We start from the raw sequence: 20039 nt of genomic DNA, 5'->3' as shown, positions 1-20039 counted from the left end.
CCCGTACGTCTCGGCCGGGTCCCGTCAGACACCGCCCCCGGCCGCGTCTTCACCGGATCAGACGGTGATGCAGTATGCGCGGATGATATTTGGTAGGAAGACGTTCCTGTGCGCGTACGGCCTTCGAGAAGGCCGTACGCGCACAGGACGCGCAGGGGGCGGGGCGGGCGTAGCACCCCGCTCTTCTGGTGGCTGTACGCCGCGGCGTGCTCCAGGAGCGCGGTTTGCAGCAGCGCCAGGCGTCGGCCCCGGTTGAGTCTCCCGTAGGGGGAGGTTGGAGGCTGGGGGGCATGGACAGCGACACGCTCTATTCCATCGGCGAGCTATCCCGTCGGACCGGACTGACGGTGAAGACGATCCGGTTCTACTCGGACCGGGGCATCGTGCCGCCGACCGACCGGAGCCCGGCGGGATACCGGCTCTACGGTCCCGACGCGCTCGCCCGCCTCGACCTGGTCCGCACACTGCGTGAACTGGGGCTCGACTTGGCCACGGTGCGTCAGGTGCTCGACCGGGAGGCCTCCTTGTCGGAGGTCGCGCAAGCGCACGCCGACGCGTTGGACGTGCAGATCCGCACTCTGTGCCTGCGCCGCGGCCTCCTTCGGGCGGTCGCCGGAAGCGGCTGCCCCACCCCTTTGGAGATGAACCTGATGCACCGACTTGCCACGCTTTCCCGGGCCGAACGCCACCGACTCGTGGCAGATTTCATCGACGCCGCTTCCGCGGGCCTCCACCACACCAACCCCGAGTTCGTGAGCCTGGTGCGATCCGCACTGCCCGAACTACCTGAAGACCCCACGCCTGAACAGATCGACGCCTGGGTGGAACTCGCCGGACTCTGCCAGAGGACGGACTTTCGTGCCGCGATGCAGCGGACGGCCGGGAACCAGGTGGAAGAGCTCTCTCGGAGGGATGTCATCGCGCTGCAAGGGGCCCTCGACCTGGCGATGCGCGAACGGATCGACGAGGCCGTGTTCGCCGGTCTGCTCTCGGCCCCCGCAGGGGACGCCTCCCTGGCCGGCTTGCTGGGAGAGCTCTACGCCCGCGCGTTCGAGAGTGCCGAGGAGAGCGATTTGCGCCGCTGGCTCCTCGCACGCCTGCGAACGGGAGCGGAACCGCTCGTGGAGCGCTACTGGCGGCTTCTGGCGACGGTCAACGGATGGCCTCCGTCATCCACACTCGCGCCCGTTCACTCCTGGTTCGCCGGGGCGGCGGCATGAGGACGCGCGACCTGACGTTCGGCTTGTACGCGGACGCGGAAGGGCTGGCCTGGGCCAGGGCGCTCGTCAAGAACGCCGTGTCCGCCCGCAGCGCCCGCATCGTGGGCGTGAGCGAGACGTCGCCCGTCGACGCGTATGACTTCCTGGCACAGCAGTGGGCCGTGGAACATCCTGCCCGCAGCAGTGGCGCCCGGCAGGTGACGGAGTTTCGCGTGCGCTTGGTGTGTTCGCTTCGGACGCGGAGGCTCCTCCGCAAGGCGGTGATCGCGGCCCTGTGCCCGGAGGGGGCAGCTCCACACACCTGCCGTGTGCCGTGGACGGCTCTCTGAACTGGGCTGCGTGTTGTGGCGCACGCTTCGCTCCGGGGCCAACCGCGCTGTTGGCTTTCGGGACTTGATCGAGGGGGCGCAGACGGCATGGCATCGACCATGTTTCGCATCGGCGGGGATCTGGGTGTATGGCGCCTCGGGTTCGGAGCCATGCGGCTGCAGAGTGAGCCGGGTACCGGCCGAGAAGGCTCTCTCGCGGTCGCCCGGCGGGCCGTCGAGCTGGGCGTCACCCTGATCGATACCGCCCACATGTACGGCTGGGGAGCCAACGAGGAGCTGCTCGCGGAGGCCTTGTACCCCTACGCGGACGGGCCGGTCATCACCACGAAGGTCGGCTGTCGCCACCGGCGTCGGGGTCCAGCCGCAGGGCGGCCGCAGGCCCGCCCGGCGCGCGGGGGGGAACAGGGGTGAGTCCGTGGCCGTGGTGGGTCGTCTTGCCGACGTCCAGGCCGAGGAACACGCCCACGTCTTCGGTGTCGAACATAGAGCCCTTGCGGGGAGTTGAACGTGCCAACCTCGGCATCGGTGTCGTACACGAGCATCCACGTTATGCAGACCTGCCGCCCGCGAGGTGCCGGGCGTTGCGCTCGGCGGGGCGGTAGTCGGGCCTCTGATCAGGCGCATCACGCTTTCGCAGCGCGCCTTGGAGGTCTCCATGCCCCGTCCGCCCTTCGGCCGCGGGGCCGGACTCTCGTTCGTCACCGCCGCAAGCGCCCTCGTCCTTGCCTTCGCCGTGACGGTCCCCGCTTCAGGCGCTCGCGGCACTGTGACCGTCACCCTGGGCGACCCCCTCCCATCAACGGAGTGGGCGCGGCCACTGCTGACGGACTCACGGCCAGACCCGAGAGATACGCTCCAGCCGTCACTGTCGGGTGCGTCAATGTACCTGTCCGTGACGAGCGTCAGCAGCGCGACCTCGGCTGCCGGGGCGTCGGGGGCGATCATCCCCGCCTCGACGGCGTCCCGCCACTGCGGCCTCGCCGTAAGCCCCAGGATGATCTGGCGCCCGTCGTCTTCGGCGCAGAACGCATCCACCTCGGTCAGGCGCTCACGCACCCACTCCCGGCTGCCCTCGCTGCATGGGCGGGATCGACTCCCTCACCACGAGGCGCGGCACGTCTGCCTTCGCCCGTGAGCTCGGAAGGATCAGCGGGTTTCCGGCTCGTCACGGCCGGCTGGTAGGCCGAAGGTCGCGTTCGAGGGCGGACAGGGCGAACGCGTGTACAGACGTGTGCTGCCAACGAGAGCGTCCGAACATCACGTCTTCGGAGAGCCCGCTCAGCATGGCCACGGCCCGGATGGTGAACTCGGGAAGGTCTACGTCGGCGAACTGCCCCAGCTCCCGGCCCTCGCGGACCACGGCCTCCAGGCGCTCGTCCCAGCCGTCCAGCAGAGCGGTGAGGATGCGCCGGCCCGCTTCGTCGTGGTGTTGGGTCAGTACCTGCGTCCACAGCGCGTAGCGTTCGTCGCCCTGGTGGCGGGGCAGGTAGAAGCGGACGAAGAGGTCCAGTTTCTCGGCAGGGGATCCGGCCTGGTCGGCGGCCTCCTGGTAGCGGGTCCAGAGGTCCGCTTGGCTCCAAGCGAGGACTTCGAGTAGGAGCCGGTCCTTCTTGCCGAAGTGGTACAGGATGTGCCCGGTGCTCATGCCGGCCCGCTCGGCGATGTCCGACATTCGCAGGGCCGCCGTCCCCTTCTCGGCGATGACGCTGATGGCGGCCCGCATCGCCCGCCCCCGCGCCTCGTCGCCGCTGCGCTGACGCTTCCTGTCGACCAGGGGCAGGTCGGCGGACCGGTCGGCGGATCCGCCAGCGGACCGGTCAGCGGACCGGTCAGCGGACCGGTAGGCGGCGCCCGCCTCGGCGTCCGCCGTCCCGATCACGCCTTCTACCGGGACGGCGCGGTCGCTCGGCGCGCGGTCGGTCGGCGTGCGCTCGGTCTCTGACGTCGGCATGGGCTCACTCTCGGGTCCGGAAATCCAGACCCCAAGTCTAGGTTCCGGAAATCTAGAACCCTAGTCTAGACTGAAAATCTAGTCAGGACGTGAGGAGGCGGCGATGTGCGCAGCCGCCCCGACGGCCGGCGGCCCGTCCTGTACGACCCACCACCCTGGAGACACCCTCATGACGCGCGGATTCGATGTCGTGGAGACCTGTATCGCCGACCTGCGCGCCGCGCTGGAGAAGGGTGAGACCACCTCGGTCGCCCTGCTCGACGCCTACCTCGCGCGGATCGACGCCTACGACCGGCCCGGTACGGCCACCGCTCTCAACGCGATGGTCGTGATGAACCCGGATGCCCGGGCGGAAGCGGAGGCCTCCGACGCCCGCCGTGCACGCGGCGAGTGCCTCGGCCCGCTGGACGGCATCCCGTACACCGCGAAGGACAGCTACCTCGCGAAGGGCCTGACGGCCGCTTCCGGCTCCCCCGCCTTCGAGCACCTCGTCGCGCAGCGCGACGCGTTCGCCATCGAGCGGCTCCGCGCGGGCGGGGCCGTCCTCATCGGCCTGACCAACATGCCCCCGATGGCGAACGGCGGCATGCAGCGCGGCGTGTACGGCCGCGCGGAAAGCCCGTACAGCGCCGACTGGCTCACCAGCGCCTACGGCTCCGGCTCCTCCAACGGCTCCGGCACCGCGACGGCGGCGTCGTTCGGCGCGTTCGGCCTCGGCGAGGAGACCTGGTCCTCGGGCCGCGCCCCCGCGTCGAACAACGCGCTGTGCGCCTACACCCCCAGCCGCGGCGTGATCTCGGTCCGCGGCAACTGGCCGCTCGTACCGACCATGGACGTCGTCGTCCCGCACACCCGCACCATGGCCGACCTGCTCGAACTGCTCGACGTCATCGTCGCCGACGACCCGCACACGCGCGGGGACCTGTGGCGCGCACAGCCCTGGGTGGCGCTGCCCTCCGCCTCGCAGGTACGGCCCGCCTCCTACCCGGCCCTCGCGCCCGCCGACGTCTCGGCCGCGTCCGAAACGCTCGCCGGCAAGCGCGTCGGCGTGCCCAGGATGTACATCAACGCCGACCCCGGCGCCGGAACGAACCCCGACGGAGGCATCGGCGGGCAGACCGGGCAGCGCATCGACACGCGCCCCTCGGTGATCGCGCTGTGGGAAGCCGCGCGCCGCGACCTCCAGGCCGCCGGCGCCGAGGTGGTCGAGGTCGACTTCCCCGTGGTGACCAACTACGAGTCCGACCGCCCCGGGGCGCCCTCGCTGTTCACCCGCGGGCTGGTCAGCCGTGACTTCCTCACCTTCGAGATCGAGGACCTGTCCGCCTGGGCCTGGGACGACTTCCTGCGTGCCAACGGCGACCCGGCGCTCTCCACCCTTGCCGCGGTCGACGGCACCGCCATCTGGCCCAAGGGGGAGGGCGAACTGCCCGACCGGTACGACGGTTTCGACGACACGATCGGCGACTACCCGCGCTTCGTGCGCGAGCGCCCGTACGCGTCGCTCACCGACATGCCGCACCTGGAGCAGGGACTGCGCGGGCTGGAGGAGACGCGCCGGGTCGACCTGGAGCTGTGGATGGACGGACTGGGCCTGGACGCGGTGGTGTTCCCCGCCGTCGCCGACGTCGGCCCCGCCGACATGGACGTCGTCGTCGCCTCAGCCGACCTCGGCTGGCGCAACGGCGTCTGGGTCGCGAACGGCAACCTGGTCCCCCGTCACCTCGGCATCCCGACGGTGACCGTGCCCATGGGCACCATGACCGACACCGGCATGCCCGTCGGCCTGACCTTCGCAGGCCGCGCCTACGACGACAACATCCTCCTCGCCTTCGCCGCGGCCTTCGAGAAGACCGGCAGCCGGCGCACGGTGCCGCCGCGTACGCCGCGGCTGTCGGCGGAGTGACCTGACGGAGGCCTCCGCGGCAGATGGCAACAGCCGGCACCGGAAACGGTCAGCCCGTGGAGCCGTGGTGGGGCCCCTTCCCTGTTCGGGGAGGGGCCCTTCCTCCGTCCCGGCCGCCGTCGCCTCGGCCTTCCCCGACACGCCGGGCACCTGGCTCGCGGGTCGCTCAGCTCGTAGGCGCGGTGGAGCCGGGCCTGTCGCCGTTGCGAGGGCGCGCGGATGCCCCTGGTCAGGCCAGTTGCGGGCGCGAGTAGGCTGGGCGCGCAGCTGGTTCGCCCCGTCCGCCAGGCGGGATGCGTCGTAAGAGGGAACCCGGTGGGAATCCGGGACTGCCCCGCAGCGGTGAGCGGGAACGACCGCCGTCATACGCACTGGACCCGGACGGGTCTGGGAAGCGACGGCCAGTAGGTGCCCGCCGGGAGACCGGCAGGCGTGCCCGCGAGTCCGAAGACCTGCCCGCTGCCCGCACGCCGAAACGGCATGCGGGGGCGTCGGCGACCGCGCCGAGGCCCGTCCTGCCGCAACTCGCGAAGGAGAGTTGACGTGACCGAACCGACCATCACCGCAGAACGACGAACCTCCAAGCAGCCAGACGACTCCCGGGTCACGCTCGCCCACATCATGAGCGAGCACGACACCAACCTCTACGGCACCATCCACGGCGGCGTGGTGATGAAGCTCATCGACGACGCGGCCGCCGCCGCGGCCGGCCGCCACGCCGACGGGCCCGCGGTGACCGTGGCCGTGGACAGCATGTCCTTCCTCGCCCCGGTCCGCGCCGGGGACCTCCTCAGCGTCGACGCCGAACTGGAACGAGCGGGCCGGACCTCGATGACGGTCGGCGTGCGCGTCCGGGCCGAGCGCTGGAACGCTTCGGGCCCCACCAGCGAAGTAGCCACCGCGCGCCTGACCTTCGTCGCCATAGACGCCGAAGGCCGGCCGCGCCCCGTCCTGGCCCTCGAAACCGCTGCCGATCCGGCCGACGGCCCCGCCGCCTCCTAGCCAGGCACGATCCCATCGGGTCCGCACCCCGAGAACGGGGTGCGGACCCGGCGACTCAGGATTCCGCCCCAGGAGGCCTACCCGTAGGCGAAGTTCATGAACGAGCCGTCGATGGTGTCCAGCAGCGAGATGCCCGCCGCGAAGAGGACGGGCAGGCACAGGATCGCGTGCCAGCGCAGCCCCGAGGCCGCGCCCGTCCCGGCCAGCACCGGCAGGGCGATCCCGGTGGCGGTGCCGAAGCCACCGAAGTGGCCCTGGTCGTGGTGGTGTCGATCGCGCTCACCGTCGCTGTTCTCGTCACCGGCGACGGCGCGGCCGACAACCTCACCTCACGCGGGATCGCCGCGCACGCTCCCGACCACTTCGCCGTCGGCGGTGGTCTGATGCTCGCGATGATCATGGGCCTGGCCATGCTGGTCGGCTTCGACTCCGCGGCGAACCTGGCCGAGGAGGCCAAGGACGCGCACCGCACCGTTCCGCGCGCGATCGTGGGATCGGTCGTGGCGGCCGCAGTCCTGGGCATGTTGTTCCTGATCGCGCTCACCGTCGCGATCAAGGACATCCCGCTTATCCCCGCCAGCGGATCACCGGTCGCGGCCATCATGCGGGACCAGCTCGGTCCGGTCATGGAGCGGGCGCTGCTGGTCGCCATCACGTTCGCGTTCTTCGGCGCCGGGATCGTGACCCTGACGGCGTGCGCGCGCCTCGTTTCCGCGATGGCGCGCGACGGGCGTTTCCCGGCCCATCGGCTGATGCGACGGGTCAGCCCGCGGACGCAGACCCCGATCCCGACCGAACGCACCGACCTGACCCGGCAGTGCCCGCCCCCGCCTCCCGCCCCGCGACAGTCCGCACGGCCCTCCAGCCCCGTGCCGGGCGGAAAGCAACCATGGGCGGTGTCCGTTCGCTCATCCGTGGGTTTGGGCTCGTGTGCGGGTCGGGTTGCGGGATGGTCGTAGCCGAGTGCTCGATGCGGGCGCGATGGTTCACCGGCTGGTTGCGGGAGGGCGTCATGGGTGAGCGGGAGACGTGGATGACGGAGGAGTTCGGCGCGTCGCACGCGGGTGCGGTCGAGGTCCTCCTGGCCGACGGCACCGTCCCGGCGCCGGCGTACTTCGACTCCGGCTCCGCAACCGCCGGTCACCGGGTGTCGCAGTGGAGTGTCTATGACGGCCGCCCACGGGTCCCGCGGGCGGCGGCGCTGCGCGCGGTGTGCTCCTGCGGTTGGAAGGGCCCCGAGCAGAAGCTGGACTGGGAGGTGATCGGCCAGCAGGATCTCGCCGAGGCCGGCGACGGCCAGGCCGACGCGTGCGAGCGGGCCTGGGACGTGCACACCGCCACCGTCGAAACCTCCACGATCCCCCTCCCCGACACCATCACCATGCTCCTGGAACAGCTGGAGGAGGAGATCGACAAGCTGGCGAAGACCTCACCGATCGCCGCGGTACGCGCCGCCCGCCGCATGGAGATCGCCGCCGGGCGCGTCGGCTACTGGGCCGCCCGCAGCACCCTCCACGACCTCACCCCCGGTCAGGCCGGCGCCGCACTCGGCCTCACCGAGAGCGCGGCACGCAGCGAACTGGCACGCCTGGGCCGCTACAACCCCTACATCGGCTGAGCCCGACGGCTCAGACCGGGTGAATGCTGTGCTTGCCCGCGGACCGGCCGTGCGCCTCAGGCCGGTCGGCGTACTGCGGCCGAAGGGTGGCTGCGTAGGTGGTACCAGGACTCGTGGACAGAGCCAGTTGGACGGCACCTCCGCCGATCTGTGACCCACGCCACACACAGTTCCTGTCAGGATCGGGGTGCTGTTCCGCTCAGGTCATCGAGAGCCAAGCGAACTGACAGGAGCATCACATGAAGCACCGCATCGTCGTCCTCGGCGCCGGCTATGCCGGGGCATACGTGGCCGGGACCCTGGCCCGCCGGCTGTCCCCGGCGGACACCGAGATCACGGTCGTCAACGCCGAGCCGGACTTCGTCCAGCGGCTACGGCTGCACCAGCTCGCGGCCGGCCAGGAGATCGAGGCTCCGAAGCTCGCCGATGTCTTCGCGGGCACGGCGATACGGCTGCGCGTGGCCCGTGTCACCGCCGTCGACCCCGAGCGCCAAGTGGTCGCCGTGGCCGACGCCGACGGCGACGTCGCCGGCGAGCTCGGCTACGACACGCTTCTCTACGCGCTCGGCAGCCACGTCGCCGACCACGGCGTCCCCGGCGTCGCCGAGCACGCCTTCCACGTCACCAGCCGTCCGGCGGCACTTCGCCTGCGCGAGCGCCTGGACAGCCTGAGCGGGCGGGAGGGCGGCGGGAGCGTGCTGGTCGTCGGTGACGGGCTGACCGGCATCGAGACCGCCACAGAGATCGCCGAATCCCGGCCCGGCCTGTCGGTGACGCTGGTCGCCCGCGGAGAGCTGGGCGCCCCGCTCTCCGCCGGAGCCCGCAGCCACCTGCGCCAGGCCTGCCACCGACTGGACATCAGCGTCCGGGAGCACACCAGCGTCGAAGCCGTCGAAGCGACACGGGCGCTGTGCGCCGACGGCACCGCCCTGGCAGCCGACGCGACCGTGTAGACAGCCGGGTTCGCGGTCAACCCCATCGCCACCGCAGCCGGACTGCAGGTCACCGATGACGGTCGGATCGTCGTCGACCGCACCATGCGCTCGCTCTCGCACCCGAACGTCTACGCCGCCGGCGACAGCGTCTACACCATCGGCGACAACGGCCGCCCGCTGCCGATGTCCTGCGCTTCGGCAGGCTTCACCGGCATGCAGGCCATGAAGGCCATCGTGGGAAGCCTGACCGGCAGCAAGACAGCGAACGTCAAGCTGAGCTACCCGGGCAACCACATCAGCCTCGGCCGACGGGACGGGATCCTGCAGATGGTCGACCAGGAAGCGCAGGCCAAGCCGAAGTACGTGGGCGGCCGGAAGGCGGCGCGGATCAAGGCGGGCATCGTCAGGATGTCGCTGTGGACCACCTCGCACCCGACCTTCGGCCTGCCCAAGCGCAAGCACCACTTGGCCGCCGCGCAGAACGGGGCCGCCGCACGGGTGGCCGCGTAGCCCGCATAGGTTAACCCCCGTGGACAGCAACGCCATTGACCACTTCGACACCAGCCGGTTCGAGGCCAGCCGCAACCGGCTGGCCTCGCTCGCCTACCGGCTGCTGGGCTCCGCCGCCGACGCCGAAGACGCCGTGCAGGATTCGTTCTTGCACTGGCAGGCCGCCGACCGGCAGCGGATCAAGGTGCCGGAAGCATGGCTGACCAAGGTCACCACCAACCTGTGCCTCGACAAGCTCCGCTCGGCACAAGCCCGCCGCGAACGCACCGCCGGCGCCTGGCTGCCCGAACCCCTCCTCGACGGCGACCCCATGCTCGGCCCGGCCGACACGTTCGAACAGCGCGAATCGGTCTCCCTGGCCGTGCTCACTCTCATGGAACGTCTGTCACCCGTCGAGAGGGCCGTCTACGTCCTGCGCGAAGCCTTCTCCTACAGCCACGCCGAGATCGCCGAGATCCTCGAAGTCACCGAGTCCGCGAGCCAGCAGCACCTCCACCGGGCCCGGCACCGCATCACCACAGCGCGGCGCAGCGGCGGCGAACTCGACCCGGCAGCCGCCCGCAAGGTCGTCGAGGAATTCCTCGCCGCCGCCTCCTCGGGCCGCACCGAACGGCTGGTCGCGTTGCTCACCGACGACGCCACCGCGATCTCCGACGGCGCCGGCCTCACCAAGAAGCTGCTGCGGTACGACACTCCGGAGCGCATCGCCGCCATCGCTCGGGCCGGCTTCAAGGCCACGCCCGCGAAGCAGCGACTCGCCGGAGGGGTCTCCGAGGTCCACTTCGCGCTCGTCAACGGCGCCCCCGCCCTCCTCTTCGTACCCGACGGCAAGGTCGTCGGCGCAGTGACGTTCGACATCGCAGGCGGCAAGATCGCCACTGTGCGTGGCATCGCCGCCCCCAGCCGCCTCGTCCGCCTCACCGAGTCCTGGCGGCAGCATGAACCGGGAGCCCCGCTCATCACCCAGTGGTGATGCGACGCCAGGGCCACTCCAGTAGACGCACCGGGTTCGAGCCGCTTGCCAACGAGCGCCAAGCGGAATATCGGACGGTGTGCATGACGCTCCCGTCGGCTGGGGCGCCGGGGTGGACGGCGGCGCGGCGGGAGGCGTACGCCAACGACCTCGGGCAGGCGTCCTCGCTGGTCGCGGTGACCGCGCGTTCGAAACGGACCAAGGCCGACCAGGATCCGGCCGAGTGGCTGCCGCCGTCGGCGGATGCGTTGTGACGGTACGGGGCGGAGTAGACGGCGACGAGGCTGCGGTGGGGTCTGGGCGGTGGATGAGCTGGAGCGGGACCGGGACCGGGACCGGGACCGGGTGCGGGACATCGCGGCGGGCCGCGGTGGTACGGACTTGGAGGTCACCCCCGCTCCGTTCGCGTTGTCCGTGGCCGCCGGCGGACGCGGCCCCCTGTCCGCACCACGAACGACTCAGGAGAGGGACAGCAGCGTGACTGACTCGCCGCGCACGTGGCTGGGGGCCGTCGTCACGGACATGCAGGTGCTGATGAAGCGCTGCGCGCGGGCCGGCTGCCGGTGGCCACCCGCCGGTACGCGGTCGGGCGGGCGGTGTACCGGCCGTGGCCTCTCCACGGCGGTCGGGCTGCTGGGTGTGTCAGGAGAAGATGACGGACCCGACCTCGCGCTCTTCACCGAGCTTGGTGCCGGGATTCATGGCGGTGCAAGTGTCGCCTTCGCCGTCCTGTTCGGCGAAGACGGTCGCGGTGGAGACGGTGAAGTTCTGGGGCGAGTGTCCCGGCTCTTGCGCGGTGGTGCCCGGCAGGTTGATACGGATGCCGCTGTTCGCGTCGGACAGGCCGGCGTCTTGACCCGTGCTGGTCTTGTAGAGGAAGTCGCCGGTTGTCGCGTGGGCGGAGGTCGGTACGGCCAGGGCCAGGAGGAGCGCGCCGACGGTTGCGCCGAGTGTCCGGTGAAGACGCAGCGTGGCCCTGGCAGGCACTCTGCCCGACGACATCCAGCGCCTGGTGGCCGCGTGGAACGACGCGGTCGGCGCCCTGATGGGGCCGGTGCAGGACGAGGGCGACGAGGTCCGCCCGCTGGTGGTCGTCCACGCCGCGACGCTGCTGAGGTCGATGTCGCACACACCAAACTCCCCGTCCCCCACCTCGCCGGCGGCCAGGGCACGTGTCCCGGGCGCGAGTGGACGCACCCCGGACGGTGCGGCTCGACGACCCGCTGCGCCTCCTGGCCGGCGATGCCCAAGGGACGGATCACGTGTCTGGAGGGGTGGTGGCAGCCGGTGCCGAGGCGTTGGCCGACTGGGGGAGGGGGCCTGCGGTGTGACCGCGTGGCGCGTAGCGTGCCGGGGCTTGCCACGCGTCGGCTGGTGTCGGCCGTCCCAGCGCCGTCGGTCCATGGCGCGGAACGAGGGCCGCCGGAGGTTGTGGCGGGCGCCGTCCAGGGGTGTGACCGGCCGTGTCGCCGCGGCGGGTCGATCGTTGCCCGGTCATGAAGAAGATCATCACTGCTGCTGCTCTCGCCCTCGCCACCATTGGATTGGCTGCCCCGGCGCACGCCGACAACGACTCCAATTTCGGCGGTGGGGTGAACGCCGCCAACAACTGGAACTTCACCGCCGCCGCGGTATGCCTTCAGGAAGTCGCCGTCGTACCCGTCCTCGGCGACTGGGTGGGAGACCACACCAACAACTGCTCCAACGGCAACGTCATCGACCACTCGGGGAGGTAGGACCACGCCTGGCGCGTCGCGCCGGCCGCGCGGCTGTGCGGTGCGCCAGGCAAATCCCTCCGCGTACAGCCGCTGGGGCCATCGGGGCGTGTTCCCTGGTCTGGGCTGCGCACGCGGCCGGTGACCTGGCCACAGCCGAGACCCTCGCTCACCGCCTGGAGCTGGACCTTGAGGCGGATCACGGACCCTGGCATCCATACACGATCACGCTGCTCGCCGCCCGTGCCTGGATCACTCCCATAGGGGCCCAGTCAAGGCAAGCCGAAATCCCGTGGAGCCCACCTGCGTGGCGTGGAATGATCTTCGGCGACTGCTGACGAAAGGGAAGGCTGAAAACGTGTACATACCGTCATCTGCACGAGCTCTCGACAATGACGAGCGTGAGCTCGTGGAGCTGGCACGCCGCACCATAGACGCGCATACCGACGCCGGGCCCGACGAAGACGGGATCCACACGATGGGCGCCGCGGTCATGGCCGCCGACTACCGGATGTTCGCCGGCGTGAACCTCTACCACTTCACCGGCGGGCCCTGCGCCGAACTCGTGGCTCTGGGAGCCGCACGAGCCCAGGGCGCCCGCCAGATGCGCTGCATCGTTGCCGTGGGAAACCACGGGCGGGGGGTCATCGGCCCGTGCGGGCGCGATCGGCAGGTCTTCGTGGACTACTACCCCACCATGCGCGTCATCGTGCCCACGCCAGCGGGGCCCAGGTCCGTTCTCGCCGCCGACCTGATGCCGCTGACTCAGCGATGGACCCCGGAAGGCATGAACGGTCTCGACCCATCGCTCTACCAAGACCCCGAGACGGCCGGTCCCCCGATCATCCGGTTCAACCCCCGCTACCTTGAAGCCGTCCGCTCTGGCGCCAAGACCAAGACCACCCGCTTCCGGGATCCGGCCCGGCTCGGGCCGGCGCGGCTGGTGTTTGAAAGCGACCCTGAAGTCGTCCTGCCGGCAGAGGTGACCGGCATCAGGCACTGCCTGGTCAGCGACCTCACCGACCAGGACGCCCAAGCCGAGGGACTGACGACCGCAACCGAACTCCGGGAAGGCCTCAAGGGCCACTACCCAGATCTGGCGGGAACCGACGAAGTCGACGTAATCACCTTCCAGGTCAACGACAAGACAGGCGCTGCTTGAACCGCGGCTGATGGCGATTCTTGGAAACGGCTATGGCGGATATTTCGTGACACCACGACGGCGGTGGGACCGATGGTTGGCTCATGCTTGATCGCTAGCGCCCGGGCCTGGGGGCCCGGCAAGCCTTGAGGGGGGTCCGCAGTGCTGGTCGGTGAACTGGTACGCGCAGAATGCGACGCGTCGATTGGGCGTCGCTGAAGTGCGGCTGCGGTGACTCCGCGGAGCATGTGCCCCTTCTGATCGAGGCGATCATCACCGCTGAGACAAACCAGGACATGATCGGCTACACCCTCGATGGCCATGTGGAGGAGAGCACGATCATCTTCGAGTGCACTCCGCCGACGGTCGGCGTGATCATGGCTGCGCTGGCGGATGACTTCTCGGCACCGGCCCGGGGCGTGCTGCTGCAGACGTTGTAGCCACAGCCACGGCCGACCGTGCGAGGATGCGGGCGTGGAGCGTGTCCTGGTCCTCGGGATCACCGGAGCCGGCAAGTCCACCCTGGCGCGTGCGCTGGGGCGGAGGCTTGGCCTGCCCTTCCACGAGCTGGACGTCCTGCACTTCGCCGGACCCAGGTGGCAGGTGAGCGCCACGTTCGCCGAGGACACGGCCCGCATCGCGGCGGGGGAGCGGTGGTTGCTGGACGGGCAGGGGCCGGAGGCGGTCCGGGACCTCATGTGGGAGCGGGCCGACGCCGTGGTCTGGCTCGACTTCCCGCGGCGCGTGGTGATGCTGCGGGTCCTGCGGCGCTCACTGCGCCGGAGCCTGCTCCGGGAGCGCCTGTTCGGAGGGAATCGCGAGCGGTGGCGCGAGTGGCTGCGCGGCGACCATCCGGTGTGGTGGGCCTGGTCCCGGCACGCCGAGCGACGGGCCGAGATCGGCCGGCGCGCCACCGACCCGCGGTTCGCCCCGGTACGCGTCGTCCGCCTGAGCAGCCCGCGAGAGGCAGAGGCCTGGCTGAACGGCCGGACCGGTCCCTGACCCGATCCCCGTTCCGATCCCGCTCAGGGCAGGATCGAGTCGACGTAGCCGCCGTCGACCCGTACGGCCCCGCCCGTGGTGGCCGAGGCCAGCGGTGAGCTCAGGTAGACCACCATGTTCGCGATCTCCTCGGGCTCGATCAGCCGTTGGAGCAGCGACTGGGGCCGGTGTACGCGCATGAAGGCGCGCTGCGCCTGGTCCCAGGGCAGGTCCCGGTCCACCAGCTCGTAGACGAAGTCCTCCACGCCACCGGTGTGCGTCGGGCCGGCGATCACCGAGTTCACGGTCACGCCTGTCCCGGCGGCCTCCTTGGCGAAGCCGCGGGACACGGCGAGGAGGGCGGTCTTCGACATGCCGTAGTGGATCATCTCGGCCGGGATCGCCACGGCCGAGTCGCTGGCGATGTTCTGGACGCGGCCCCAGGAACGCTCGATCATGCCCGGCAGGTAGTGCCGGGTCATCCGTACGGCCGTCAGCACGTTCGTGTCGAAGTAGCGCCGCCACTCCGCGTCGTCGATCTCCAGAGCCGGACGCGCGCCGAAGATCCCGAGGCTGTTGACCAGGATGTCCACGGCAGGTACCGCCGCGAAGACGGCCTCCGCGCCCTCGTCCGTCGCGATGTCGCCGGGCGCGGCGAAGAACGCGCCGCCGCTCCCCGAGCCCAGCCGCGCCACCGCCGCGTCGACGGACTCCTTGCCCCGGCCGTTGACGGCGACCCGCGCGCCGGCCGCCGCCAGCCCGGCGGCGATGGCGGCGCCGATGCCCTGGGTGGAACCGGTGACCAGGGCCGTCTTCCCGGAAAGATCGATGCGCACGCTGCCTGCCCCTGCCCGTCTGCCGTGTGGTTGGACGTCGTCCTGAGTGCGACTTCCCGCCTGCTGCCCGGATGACACCTGGGCGTACTGCAAGTGCCCCGAGGTCCGAGGCCCGGACGGGACGGAGTTCCCTGGCGGCGGCCGAGGGCCCGGTGGCGGGTGACCGGGTACGGGGCGAGGCCGGCCCGCTGCGGACCGGGGCGGGCGCACCCGCCCGGGGTCGCGGCGTGGAGAAGGCCCCGCCCGGTCAGCCGCCCTGGCCGGCGCTGCCGATCGGGCCGACCTTGATCGGGGAGCCGGAGCCGTCCGTGACGGGCAGGGTGGCGGCGCCCGGCCAGGCGAGGGTGACCGGCTTCGTCTCGTCCGGCGGGGTCACGACCAGCCCGGTGATGCGGACGCCGGAGCCGCCCGACGTGTTGAGCGGGTAGTTGACGCCGAAGTAGACGGACGTGCCCTTCTTGAGGACGGCCGGGCCGGGGTGCTCGCCGGTGCGCTTCGCGGACAGCGATCCCGCGCTGGTCTTCACGTCGACGCCCGCGTACTCGGAGAGCGTGCAGTCCCCGCTCCCGCGGTTCTTCAGCTGCACCGCGACGGTGCCCTCGGCGTCGCCGCCGACGGTGCTGTCGCTCGCCGTGATCTCCAGGTCGTCGGTGCGGCACTTGCCGCCCTTGGCGCTGCCTCCGGAGCCGGCCCCGGCGGCCGTGCCCTTGCCGTTGGAGCTCGTCCCGGCGGAACCCTGTCCGCTGCCCTGGTTCGCACTGCCCGCGCTCGAACCGCCGCCCGACGAGGAGGGGGTGGACGGGGTGGACGGGGTGGAAGCGGCGGGTGCGGCGGGCGCGGAGCCTTGTGCCGCCCCGTCCTCGCCGTTCTGGCACGCCGTGAGCGTGAGGCCGGCGGCAACGGCCACGGCGGCGAAGGTGAGCTTGTGAAGGCGCATAGGTGCTTCCTCGGAATCGGTTGGCAGGGCGGCCGCTCGGAACCGCACGGAGTCGACGGTGCGGGTCGGTACGGGTCGGTACGAGCGAACGTTTCTGATCACCAGGACCCGTCCGGACCGGTGAGCCGTTCCGCTCGACCACCCCCCAGTACCTTCCTGTGACACGCAAAGGCGCCACCAGCTCGTCACGACGCGTCGCCGACCAGCCGCCACGCCGGGATCGAGCCACGGTTACCCACCGGTTACCGGCCACCTGGCCGCTGGGACGGACCCGTGACGTGGCGGATCTTGACCACAGGGGCTGGCATGCCTCCCTCAAGTCCTCCATGTGGCGCGACGTGCGACCTCAGGAGGCCGGGTCAGCCCACGAGGTCCGGCGCCCGGAGTACGGCGGACGGAACGCCCCAGGCGTCGACGAGGTCGACGGCGAGCGGACGCACCTTGCGGCAGAGGTCGTTCACCTCACGGCTGATCGCCTTGGAACGCTGGACGGTCAGCCGCCCGTGCTCCATGAACCAAGCCCGGTCAGCCTCGATCGCCGACAGGGCGAACAGGTCGCACAGCAGGCCCAGGGCGGCCTTCCCGCCCCCCTCGGGCAGGGCGCGCACCTGGTCCACGAAGGCCTCCGCGACCAGCCGCTCGACATGCGAGCGGGCGAGTGCGATGACGTGGTCCTGGACCTGCGAGAACACGGCGCCCGCCGCGCGCTCCTGGTCGATTCCGCGCTTGATCCGCCGGGCCAGCCCGGCGAGCAGGTGCTCCTCACGGAAGCGGAACATGGCCAACTGGTACTCCGGGTCGAGCAGGCCGGCTTCTCGGTCCCAGTCGTCGCCGCCGGGCAGCAGATCGCGTACCCGTTCGAGCAGTTTGTGCGCCGAGGTCCGCTCGATGACCGTTTCGACGGCCAGGCCGGTGACGTAGCGGACCATGCCGAGCTGGTCGAGTCCCTCGAACTCGCTCGCGTGATCGGTGAGCAGCCCCTTGGCCACGAGCTGCAGCAGGACGTGGTTGTCGCCTTCGAAGGTGGTGAAGACGTCGCTGTCGCCCTTCAGCGCGGCGAACCGGTTGACTGCGAGATAGCCGGCACCGCCGCACGCCTCGCGGCACTCCTGGACGACGCGGGTGGCGTGCCAGGTGCTGAGTGCCTTCATGCCCGCCGCCCGTGCCTCCAGCCGGCGTCGCGCCCGCGCGTCGCCCTCGATGCCGGAGAGGCCGGAGAAGACCTCGTGCAGCTGGGTGCGCACGACGTCCTGCGCCGCGTGCAGGGCGTAGGTCCGGGCGATCAGCGGCAGCAGGCGGCGCTGGTGGAGCCCGTAGTCGAGGAGAACCTGCTCCTCGGAGCCCTGACCCGCCCCGAACTGCCGGCGCCGCGCCGCGTACTTCGTGGCGACCGTCAGCGCCACCTTGGCGACGCTGGTCCCGGCGCCGGCGACACTGACCCGGCCCTGCACCAGGGTGCCGAGCATGGTGAAGAAGCGCCGGTTGGGATCGTCGATCGCGCTCTCGTAGCGGCCCTCCGGCGTGACGTCGGCGAACCTGTTGAGCAGCGCCTCGCGCGGTACCCGTACGCCGTCGAACCAGATGCGGCCGTTGTCCACGCCGTTGAGCCCCATCTTGCGGCCGTCGTCCTCGATCCGGATGCCGGGCGCCGTCCTGCCACCGGTCCGCAACGGTACGACGAAGGCGTGCACGCCCTGCGACCTGCCGTCGACCTCCAGCTGGGCGAAGACGACCGCCAGTTCGGCATGGCGGGCCGCGTTGCCGATGTAGTCCTTGCGGGCGTCGTCGTCGGGGGTGGTGATGACGAACTCCCCGGTCGCGCTGTCGTACGTCGCGACCGTGCCGAGCGCCTGGACGTTGGAGCCGTGGCCGGTCTCGGTCATCGCGAAGCTGCCCATGAGCTCGCCGGTGATCAGGCCCGGGAGGTACGCCTCGTGGTGGCGCCCGGTCCCCAGGTGCAGGATCGCGCCGCCGAAGAGGCCGAACTGGACGCCCACCTTCACCAGGACGGAGAGATCGCCGAAGGCCAGGGTCTCGAACGCGGCGATCGATGCCCCGACGTCCCCGCCCCCGCCGTACTCGACGGGGAAGCCCATGCCGGTCTGGCCGGTCGCGGCCATCTTGACGACGACCTCCCGCACCCGCTCGCGATAGGCGTCGATGCCGAGTTCGTCGGCCTCGTCGAGGATGGAGGAGTACGTAGTCAGGTTCCCGCGGACCAGGTCGCGGATCCCGGCGTACTCCCCGTCGAGGACGGCCGTCAGCGCAGGGACATCGATCTCGGGCTGTGCGTAAGCGGTCGCGGGTGCGGAGGAGTTCTCGAGTGCCATGCCGATCCGCTACCCCGCCGAAGGGTGCTCAACCAGGGGCGGACGAGCGGCGGCCCCGGGAGGGCGCAACGCCGCCGCTCAGGTCGTGGGCGGGGTGAAGTCCACGAGGAGGGACCTGGGGCCGCGGGTGAAGACGCCCTGTTCGGCCGGGTCGTAGCCGGAGGCCGGCCGCAGGTCCGGCATGGCGTCCAGGAGCTGGTTCGTGGCGATCTCGACCTCGGCCCTGGCCAGCAGGGCGCCGACGCAGAAGTGCCGTCCGAGGGCGAACGCCAGGTGGTCCGCGGCCGCGGAGAAGGCCGTGGTCGCCGTCAGGTCGTCCCGGAAGACGTCGAAGCGGTCCGGATCCTTGTAGTGCGCGGGGTCGCGGTTGGCCGCGCCGATGAGGCAGGTGACGGTGGCGCCGGCCGGGACGGTGCCACCGCTCAGCGTGACGTCGACGGCGGCCTGACGCATGATCATGTGTACGGGCGGGCTGTGGCGCAGCGTCTCCGCGAAGGCCCGGTCGATCAGCGTCCGGTCCTGCCGGACGGCCGCGAGCTGCCGCGGATCGGCGAGCAGGTTCGAGAAGAGTCCTGCGATGGCCTTGTCCGTGGTCTCGGCGCCGGCCGTCAGCAGCAGGCTGCAGAACGCCTTGATGTCCTCGTCGCTCATGCGAACCCCGTCGACCTCGGCGGTGCAGAGCGCCGACAGCAGGTCGTCACCGAGGTGTTCGCGCCGGTCCCTGATGACCGGCAGCATGTACGCGGCGAACTCGGCCTGGGCCCGCGCCCCGGCCGCCGCGCACTCGGGATCCCCGGCCAGGTTGCCGGTGAACGCCACGAAGGCCCGGTACCAGCCGCTGATGCGTTCCTGGCCGGAGCGGTCCAGTCCGAACATGTCGGCGATGACGGTGATGGGGAAGTGGGAGGCGAAGCCGCTCACCAGGTCCACCGAGCCGGCGTCGCGGAAGGCGTCGATCAGCTCCCGGGCGTTGCGCTCGATGAGCGGAACGACCTTCTCCCGCAGCTCGTTGCCGCGGAAGGCCGGAGCCACCAGCGCGCGCCGGGTGGCGTGCTCGCGGCCGCTCATCTGGAGGAGGGTCTTGCCGTGGACGGGCTCGGCCTGCCAGGCGTAGTTGTCCGTGGTGAAGAGCGAATCCTTGTCCCTGAAGGCCAGCGCGACGTCCTCGTAGCGGGAGATGAGGTAGCTCTGCGTCGGCGCGTGCCAGACGAGGGGCGCGCTCTCGCGCAGGGCCCGGTAGGTGGGGTACGGGTCGTCGGCGAACTCCTGCGACAGGATGTCGGGGACGTCAGGGATGTCGGGGACGTCGCGCGCGGCGGTCATGGGATTCTCCCCCCCGTCAGCTTGGCTTCCGTCGCGCCGACACCGTCGGCGCGGTGGCACCCGGCCTCTTTCTGAAAGGAAACACCACACTGCCCGCCGTGGCCAGGGTCTCGACACCCACGCCGAATTCCCCGGCGACGCGCTGGACACCACCGTCCCTGAGACCTCACCATCCCCTCGGTGACCTGCGGAGTCGGCAGGAACGCGGGAAACGGGAGTCGCATTTCACGCCCGCTCGGAATCGCGTCGAAAGGGCTTGGGGAAAAGTGATCCCGACGGGGCGGAGACCACTGCCACCGGCCTCCGCCCCGGAGATCGCTGCTCGGGCTTGC

The 20039-nt window shown here is 71.0% G+C and carries 18 protein-coding genes, 4 pseudogenes and 1 riboswitch; of the genes and pseudogenes, 14 read left to right on the top strand and 8 right to left on the bottom strand.

The features are described 5' to 3' along the window. Positions 1–290: 290 nt before the first annotated feature. The 3 genes and pseudogenes from SLAV_RS01875 to SLAV_RS01865 all read left to right on the top strand — a co-directional run. A complete protein-coding gene (locus SLAV_RS01875; RefSeq protein WP_030226671.1) occupies positions 291–1220 on the top strand; it encodes a MerR family transcriptional regulator in 930 nt (309 codons plus the stop codon). Beyond that, the gene (locus tag SLAV_RS01870) at positions 1217–1549 is read left to right on the top strand and encodes a hypothetical protein (RefSeq protein WP_030226673.1); all 333 of its coding nucleotides are present in this window, start codon (positions 1217–1219) and stop codon (positions 1547–1549) included. The genes SLAV_RS01875 and SLAV_RS01870 overlap by 4 nt, the downstream gene beginning before the upstream one ends. A gap of 87 nt (positions 1550–1636) precedes the next feature. Beyond that, positions 1637–1906: pseudogene (locus tag SLAV_RS01865) on the top strand (aldo/keto reductase); the annotation flags it as partial. Here the strand turns inward: SLAV_RS01865 and SLAV_RS42105 are convergent. Continuing rightward, positions 1869–2033 carry a hypothetical protein gene (locus SLAV_RS42105; protein WP_159038054.1) on the bottom strand — a complete coding sequence of 55 codons (165 nt, stop codon included), beginning with the start codon at positions 2031–2033 and terminating at the stop codon, positions 1869–1871. The pseudogene SLAV_RS01865 and the gene SLAV_RS42105 overlap by 38 nt on opposite strands. Positions 2034–2714: 681 nt before the next feature. Continuing rightward, the gene (locus tag SLAV_RS01860) at positions 2715–3500 is read right to left on the bottom strand and encodes a TetR/AcrR family transcriptional regulator (RefSeq protein ID WP_078950141.1); all 786 of its coding nucleotides are present in this window, start codon (positions 3498–3500) and stop codon (positions 2715–2717) included. A 169-nt stretch (positions 3501–3669) separates the two neighbouring features. Between SLAV_RS01860 and SLAV_RS01855 the strand changes: the two genes are divergently transcribed. Both SLAV_RS01855 and SLAV_RS01850 read left to right on the top strand, forming a co-directional pair. Further along, positions 3670–5406 carry an amidase gene (locus SLAV_RS01855; RefSeq protein WP_030226680.1) on the top strand — a complete coding sequence of 579 codons (1737 nt, stop codon included), beginning with the start codon at positions 3670–3672 and terminating at the stop codon, positions 5404–5406. Between the two features lie 251 nt (positions 5407–5657). Next, a riboswitch (cobalamin riboswitch) is annotated at positions 5658–5880 on the top strand. A 147-nt stretch (positions 5881–6027) separates the two neighbouring features. Then, positions 6028–6408: an acyl-CoA thioesterase gene (locus tag SLAV_RS01850; RefSeq protein ID WP_234333460.1), complete on the top strand. Its 381-nt coding sequence runs from the start codon at positions 6028–6030 to the stop codon at positions 6406–6408. A gap of 80 nt (positions 6409–6488) precedes the next feature. Here SLAV_RS01850 and SLAV_RS42100 read toward each other — a convergent pair. Next, a pseudogene (locus tag SLAV_RS42100) lies at positions 6489–6650 on the bottom strand (HoxN/HupN/NixA family nickel/cobalt transporter); the annotation flags it as partial. Between the two features lie 6 nt (positions 6651–6656). Between SLAV_RS42100 and SLAV_RS41440 the strand changes: the two are divergent. The 5 genes and pseudogenes from SLAV_RS41440 to SLAV_RS01825 all read left to right on the top strand — a co-directional run. Beyond that, positions 6657–7367, top strand: a complete 711-nt coding sequence (locus SLAV_RS41440) for an APC family permease (RefSeq protein ID WP_030226683.1) — start codon at positions 6657–6659, stop codon at positions 7365–7367. Beyond that, positions 7358–8026 carry a hypothetical protein gene (locus SLAV_RS01840; protein ID WP_234333444.1) on the top strand — a complete coding sequence of 223 codons (669 nt, stop codon included), beginning with the start codon at positions 7358–7360 and terminating at the stop codon, positions 8024–8026. Before SLAV_RS41440 ends, SLAV_RS01840 begins: the two co-directional genes overlap by 10 nt. Before the next feature lie 239 nt (positions 8027–8265). Beyond that, a pseudogene (locus SLAV_RS01835) lies at positions 8266–9471 on the top strand (NAD(P)/FAD-dependent oxidoreductase). Between the two features lie 19 nt (positions 9472–9490). Next, entirely contained in the window at positions 9491–10444 is a 954-nt protein-coding gene (locus tag SLAV_RS01830; RefSeq protein ID WP_030226687.1) for a sigma-70 family RNA polymerase sigma factor, read from the top strand. A gap of 98 nt (positions 10445–10542) precedes the next feature. Continuing rightward, positions 10543–10692 (top strand): annotated as a pseudogene (locus tag SLAV_RS01825) (HNH endonuclease); the annotation flags it as partial. A 394-nt stretch (positions 10693–11086) separates the two neighbouring features. On the opposite strand, the gene SLAV_RS01820 reads toward SLAV_RS01825, so the two are convergent. Then, a complete protein-coding gene (locus tag SLAV_RS01820; RefSeq protein WP_234333446.1) occupies positions 11087–11575 on the bottom strand; it encodes a hypothetical protein in 489 nt (162 codons plus the stop codon). A gap of 365 nt (positions 11576–11940) precedes the next feature. Between SLAV_RS01820 and SLAV_RS01815 the strand changes: the two genes are divergently transcribed. From SLAV_RS01815 to SLAV_RS01800, 4 genes are all read left to right on the top strand, one after another. Next, a complete protein-coding gene (locus SLAV_RS01815) occupies positions 11941–12180 on the top strand; it encodes a hypothetical protein (protein WP_030226689.1) in 240 nt (79 codons plus the stop codon). 388 nt (positions 12181–12568) lie between these two features. Continuing rightward, a complete protein-coding gene (locus tag SLAV_RS43345) occupies positions 12569–13321 on the top strand; it encodes an ASCH domain-containing protein (RefSeq protein WP_037686422.1) in 753 nt (250 codons plus the stop codon). Between the two features lie 170 nt (positions 13322–13491). Continuing rightward, complete coding sequence (locus SLAV_RS01805; protein ID WP_158740507.1) at positions 13492–13740, top strand: hypothetical protein; 249 nt, start codon at positions 13492–13494, stop codon at positions 13738–13740. 34 nt (positions 13741–13774) lie between these two features. Continuing rightward, positions 13775–14302, top strand: coding sequence for a P-loop NTPase family protein (locus SLAV_RS01800; RefSeq protein ID WP_030226696.1), 528 nt, complete (start codon positions 13775–13777; stop codon positions 14300–14302). Positions 14303–14325: 23 nt separating this feature from the next. Here the strand turns inward: SLAV_RS01800 and SLAV_RS01795 are convergent, their stop codons facing one another. From SLAV_RS01795 to SLAV_RS01780, 4 genes are all read right to left on the bottom strand, one after another. Further along, positions 14326–15117 carry an SDR family NAD(P)-dependent oxidoreductase gene (locus SLAV_RS01795; RefSeq protein ID WP_030226697.1) on the bottom strand — a complete coding sequence of 264 codons (792 nt, stop codon included), beginning with the start codon at positions 15115–15117 and terminating at the stop codon, positions 14326–14328. Between the two features lie 247 nt (positions 15118–15364). After that, positions 15365–16054, bottom strand: coding sequence for a DUF4232 domain-containing protein (locus SLAV_RS01790; protein WP_030226699.1), 690 nt, complete (start codon positions 16052–16054; stop codon positions 15365–15367). Between the two features lie 359 nt (positions 16055–16413). Continuing rightward, positions 16414–18384, bottom strand: a complete 1971-nt coding sequence (locus SLAV_RS01785; protein WP_030226700.1) for an acyl-CoA dehydrogenase family protein — start codon at positions 18382–18384, stop codon at positions 16414–16416. A 78-nt stretch (positions 18385–18462) separates the two neighbouring features. Then, positions 18463–19707, bottom strand: a complete 1245-nt coding sequence (locus SLAV_RS01780; protein WP_051840405.1) for a cytochrome P450 — start codon at positions 19705–19707, stop codon at positions 18463–18465. Positions 19708–20039: the final 332 nt, after the last annotated feature.

Source organism: Streptomyces lavendulae subsp. lavendulae (genome assembly GCF_002803845.1).
GTDB lineage: Bacteria > Actinomycetota > Actinomycetes > Streptomycetales > Streptomycetaceae > Streptomyces > Streptomyces lavendulae.
This window is presented reverse-complemented; position numbering and strand designations above follow the sequence as displayed.